Source organism: Corallococcus sicarius, assembly GCF_003611735.1.
In the GTDB taxonomy this organism is placed as follows: Bacteria; Myxococcota; Myxococcia; order Myxococcales; family Myxococcaceae; genus Corallococcus; species Corallococcus sicarius.
The window spans coordinates 1-5,427 of the sequence record NZ_RAWG01000465.1 but is presented as its reverse complement, the minus strand read 5'-3'; the positions used below and the strand labels follow the sequence as shown (position 1 = coordinate 5,427).

Genomic DNA, 5,427 nt, shown 5'->3' with positions numbered 1-5,427 from the left:
GGCAGGGGCCTTCGGGGCAGGGTGCCCCGGCCGGGCCATCAGCCGCGGGTCGAAGAAGATCATCGTCGGCTCGGCCGCGAAGCGCTCCTCCTCCAGCTCCTCCGCATACACGTCCCGCATGAACGCGGCCAGGTGCGCGCTGGTGCCGTGCAGCTTCTCCTGCTGGAGGAACTCCTCCAGCGCCAGCTGCAGCTCCCCCGCGGTGCTGAAGCGATCATCGCGCTTGCGCGCCAGCGCCTTGAACACGATGGCGTCCAGCGACTTGGGGATGCCCGGCACCGCCTCCGACGGGGGGATGATTTTAAAGCCCACCACCGCCTTGAGCGTGGCCATCTCCGACTCGCGCTTGAACAGGCGCCCGCCGGTCAGCAGCTCGTAGAACACCGTCCCCAGCCCGAACACGTCCGAGCGCGCATCCAGCGGCTCGCCCCGCGCCTGCTCCGGGGACATGTACGCGTGCTTGCCCTTGATGGTGCCCACCACCGTCTGCGACAGCTTCCCCTGCGCCTTCGCCACCCCGAAGTCGATGAGCTTCACGCCGCCGTTGAAGCCCACCAGCACGTTCTGCGGCGACACGTCCCGGTGGATCAACGACAGCTTCCGGCCGGACGGACTGCGCGCGTTGTGCGCCGCGTCCAGCCCCGCCGCCGCCTCCGCCGCGATGCGGCACTTCAGCCCCAGCGGGAAGCCGCCCGGGTGCGCCGACGCGCGCGGCAAGAGCGACCCCAGCGGCTCGCCGTGCACGTACTCCATGGCGATGTAGTACTGCCCGTCCACATCCCCCATCTCGTAGATCTGCGCGATGTTCGGGTGGTTGAGCAGCGCCGCGATGCGCGCCTCGTCCAGGAACATCTGGAGGAACTCGTCGTCCTCCGACAGGTGGGGCAACAACCGCTTCACCACCAGCAGCTTCTGGAAGCCCACTGGCCCCTTCTGCCGGGCCAGGTAAACGGCCCCCATGCCGCCGGTGGCCAGCTTGCGCATCAACTCATAGCGGCCGAACGTTTCCACTCCGCCCGCGACGATAGCCGCGCCCGCGTGGATCTCAAAAGCCCGGCACTCCGGAAAACACGAACCGGGCCGGCCCCCCATGGGACCGACCCGGCGCGGTGCGTCACGAAGCTGCAACGCCCTACGGCGTCGGGGCGCAGATGCTGCGGTAGCGGATCTCCACGGACTGGCCCGGGGTGGGCACCGAGTCCTGGGCGAAGATGACGGCGTTGCGGCCCGCGTCGTACGTCCACTTGTCGGTGGCGAGGGTGCGGCCATTCACCCGCACGCTCATCTCCGCGGTGCCGTCCGGCTGGGCCGTGAGGGCAAAGTCCGCCTGGGGCTCACCGGCCTGCTGGATGATGGGGTCCAGGAACCCGCGGTAGTCGCCCTCGCAGATGGAGCCCACCGAACCGCCCGTGCCCTTGGCCACCGCGGCGAAGCGCGCCGCGCTGCCACCCGCCGTGGTGCAGGAGGTGTTGGTGGGGATGAGCGCGTGCAGGTTGCTGCGCTGGGACATGCCCGTGCCCTTCAGCGTCTGGAGGAACTGGATGTAGCTGTCGGGCTCGAAGCCGGAGTGGTCATCCTCGTCCGCCACCACCACCACCGCCATGCGGGCGGCGGCGCGGGTGAAGCCCAGGTTGCCGTCGTTGGGCTGCGGGGTGCGGACGTCGTCGGCCTGCTCGGACAGCGGGGCGGACAGGCCCTGGCGCATCGTCTCCAGGCCCTGCACCAGGTTGTGGCAGAGGCCCACCTCCAGGTTGGACTGGATGGTGGCGGCCGCGTTGGCGCTGCCGCCGGACACCACGCGGGCGCGGCTGCCGTTCACCGGGAAGAGGCGACCGGCCTCACCGCCGTTGGCGCCGCCACCGCACAGCCCGCCGCGCTGCACGAGGCCGGTGCTGGTGACGCCCACGCGCACGTCCACGTTCAGCTCCTTCGCGCGCTCCAGCCAGCCCGGAATCGCGGAGCGCAGGCGCTGCTGGAAGGTGTCCATGGTGGTGGTGTTGGAGACCACGAAGAGCACGTCCAGCTGGCTGTCGGTGCCCTGCGTGAAGCGGTCCACCTGGATGCCCTCGTGGTTGGTCTCCGCGAGCAGCGGGACGAGGAAGCCGTTCGGCTCCGTGTCCGCCTTCAGGTACATGGGGCTGAAGTGCTGGCCCAGCACGTTGCGGGCGTAGCCCACCTCCATCTCGAAGCCCTCGCCCGGCGCCAGGGTGCGCGGCGGGTTCACCGGCGTCATCAGCGAGAACTGATTGCTCGTGCCGTTGCCGATGACGGCGTCCGCCACGGTGACGGGCTCGCTGCAGCGGTTGGACACGAACGTCTTGCGCGGCTTCGCGGCGCAGTCGTAGCGGATGGGCCCGAAGTCCACGAAGGACGGCGTGGCCACGAGGCAGGACGCCTGCGACACGGCATGGATGGGCAGCGTCACCGTGGGGAAGGCCGGGTTGTTCACCGTGAGCATCAGCTCGCCGTTGAACTCACCGCCCGTGGTGGGCGCCTTGAAGGCAATCATGGAGCTGAAGGCCGTGTCGTAGAGCACCACGCCGCCGGTGATGGGACCGCCGGGCATGGAGAACACGCCGCCGCCGTCGTTGGACAGGTGCACGTTCTTGATGGCGCACTCGGCCCGGCCCGGGTTGCGGAAGTAGAAGCCCAGCACCGCGCCGCGGCCCGGCGCCACGTTGGCGAAGTCCAGCGACGGCTGGGGCAGCAGCTCATACACGCAGGGGCCGCTCGCACGGGCGCGGCCCGTGAGGGTGATGGCGCGCTCGGGCGTGAACAGGTCGTTGGAGCGCACGTAGAGCGTCGCGCTGAAGGGCCCCTCCGTCTTGGGCTCGAAGTAGACCTTGAGCTCCAGCGCGTCGTTGCCCGGGGCGATCTGCAGGCCGTTGGCCTCCAGGTTGGGCCAGGTGCCCGTCTTCCACGGGTAGTTCTGCGCGCCGCGCGTGGGCGTGCCCACGGTGAACTGCGCGCTGTCGCCGTCGGCGCGCACGCCGCTGAAGGTCAGCGGGCCGTTGCTGCCGGCGTTGGTGATGCGGATGACCTGCTCCACCTTGCCGCCCACCGGCAGCTCGCCGAAGTCGAGCGCCACCGGGGCCACGGCCAGGGTGGGCCGGCCACCTCGCGCGTCCAGCATCACGCGGGCCTCACGCGCCTTGTCGGACGCGTACGCCACCGTGAGGTTGCCCACGTTGGGACCGGAGAAGCGCGCGGCGAACTCCATCCGCATCTCCACCACCTCGCCCGGCTTCACCGTGGCGCCCTCGGGCTTGGACAGCGGCGAGAAGGCGCGGTCGCTGGTGGCCAGCGCGGAGATGGTGACCGGGCGCCAGGTGATGTTGCGCGCGCGGGTGAAGGACTCGGTGCGCTCGTGCACGGGAATCTCGTCGAAGGGCACCGGCGCCGGGTCGAACTCGAAGGCGCTCGCGACGGAGTTGCCCTTGAGGTCCACCACGGACGGGGTGCACGTCTCGCACGAGACGACCTCCAGCCGGGCGCCCATCTTCCCCAGCGCGCGCGGCAGGTACTTCGTGCGCACGACCTGGGTGCTGTTGGGCGGCACGGTGATGGTGTCCGGCGTGAACGGATCCGCCTGGTCGCCCGCGACCTTCAGCGTCAGGGGCAGGTCCACCGGGTTGGTGACGGTGACCTCCAGCACGCGGTCGCTGTCCACCTCCAGCGTCTCGTAGTCCAGCACCGGCGGGTACACGCCAATGGGCGTGGGCGTGCCCATGCCGCGCACGGGGAGCTGCTGCAGGGCGCCCACGTTGGCGTCCGTCGTCACGCGCAGCGTCTCCTCCACGGTGCCTTCGGCCAGCGGGTGGAAGCGCACCTTCACGACGTGCGACTCACCCGGCGGCACGCGGCCTCCGCCCTCCGTCAGCTCCACCTGATAGGCGGGGTTGTTTCCAATCCCCAGCGCCTCCAGCGCGGAGAAGGGCACGTAGCCCACGTTGCGGATGCGGACTTCCTTCTCACGCCACTCGCCCACCGGCACCTCGCCGAAGTCGAGTGCGTCCATGTCCAGCACCGCGGTGGCCTGCACCCCGCGGGTCTGGTCCTCTTCGTGACACGCCATCGTCCCCGCCACCAATGAAGCCAGCAGGACGGCCCGACCCCTCCACCCCATCACCATTGTCCGCTCCCCACCCTTCTCCACCACACGCACACGGATGCCCGGGACACGTGATCCATCGCGGGGGTTCCCTAATCAAGACGCGTGCCGGAGCCGGGCCGAGCGGCTCACTCACCTGAAATCAGGGACTTGGCGCTCAAAAAGGGCTCCAACTGCGCGCTGGAGGGAAGCAGGGTGCCCTGGAGGGTGAAAGGTTTTTCCCGACCTTTTGCCAACCCTCACCCCCATCTTTTCAGGGGGTGGAGCGAACAGTTGGTTGGACGAAGGTTGCGATCGCGGCGGCCACGGCCTGGGGCTGCTCCAGGTGGACGTGGTGCCCGCCCTCCAGAACCTGGGGCGGTCCGACCAGCGTCCGCAGGGCGTCCAGGCGGGCCTGGAGGAGGGGCGGGGAGGGAGACAGGCCCCGGCTCCCCCGGAGGATTTGAACCGGGCAGGTGACGGCGGCCTCCAGCGCCAGCCACTGGGCCTCGTCGAAGCCCTGGCCGAAGCGGCGGCGGTGGCGCGGGTCGAAGGTGAAGGTGACGTCGCCCCCGGGCTCCTGGCGCGTGCCGTGGCGGGCGAAGAGGAGCGCCGCGTCCGGGGAGAGGGTGGGGTTGGCCTGACGCAGGCGCTCCGCGGCGGCCTCCACCGAGGGGTAGCGCTTGCGGTTGGGCGGCCGGCGCGAGTCGTCCAGGAAGCCGCGCAGCCGCTGCAGTGCGCCCGCGGGCAGGCCTCCCGAAGGGCCCAGGCTCTCGATGAGGGTCAGGCTGAGGATGCGCTCGGGGCGCGCGGCGGCGTACGCCAACGCGACGATGCCTCCCAGCGAGTGCCCCACCAGGTGCACCGCGGGCAGGTCCAGCCCGTCCAGCGTGGCCTCCACGTCCAGCAGGTGGTCGCTCAGGTGGTACGCGGCGCCGGGGCCCGCGTGGCCGCTCTGGCCCATGCCGCGAAAGTCGAGCAGCACCGTGCGAAAGCCTTCGGGCAGGTGTTCGCAGAGCGGATCAAAGCCGTGGGAGTGGTCCAGCCACCCATGCAGGAACAGCACGGCGGGCGTCCCGTGCGGGTGGCGCTGGCGCACGTGCAGCGGCAGGCCTTCAGCGTCCAGCGTGAGCGATTCGAATGCGGCAGCGGGCACGGGTGGCTCTCCTCGTGCTCCGCCTTACTCCGTCCCCCCGGGCGGTGGCGACCGCTAACCCCCTTCAGGGAAGTCGGGTAAGGGGCTACCGGTTACGTCATGGAGGGGTGGCGTCCATGGCGTGGCAGCCAAAGCACTGGACGGCGCAGCAGCTTGAGGAGCGGCGGCTTGCGGCCGGACG

At 70.5% G+C, this 5,427-nt stretch carries 3 protein-coding genes; all 3 read right to left on the bottom strand.

Annotated features, from left to right (window positions below; genetic code table 11):
• On the bottom strand, positions 1-984 hold a 984-nt coding region (locus tag D7X12_RS38810; RefSeq protein ID WP_244225042.1), incomplete at its 3' end, for a serine/threonine protein kinase.
• Positions 985-1,132: 148 nt separating this feature from the next.
• Positions 1,133-4,132 (bottom strand): choice-of-anchor D domain-containing protein, encoded by a 3,000-nt coding sequence (locus D7X12_RS38805; protein ID WP_120630196.1) that lies wholly within the window; start codon positions 4,130-4,132, stop codon positions 1,133-1,135.
• A gap of 232 nt (positions 4,133-4,364) precedes the next feature.
• The gene (locus D7X12_RS38800) at positions 4,365-5,246 is read right to left on the bottom strand and encodes an alpha/beta fold hydrolase (RefSeq protein WP_120630195.1); all 882 of its coding nucleotides are present in this window, start codon (positions 5,244-5,246) and stop codon (positions 4,365-4,367) included.
• Positions 5,247-5,427 lie beyond the last annotated feature (181 nt).

Excerpts from the sequence above, each read along its gene's own strand:
- D7X12_RS38805 (WP_120630196.1), bottom strand. The coding sequence starts at position 4,132 with ATGGTGATGGGGTGGAGGGGTCGGGCCGTCCTGCTGGCTTCATTGGTG.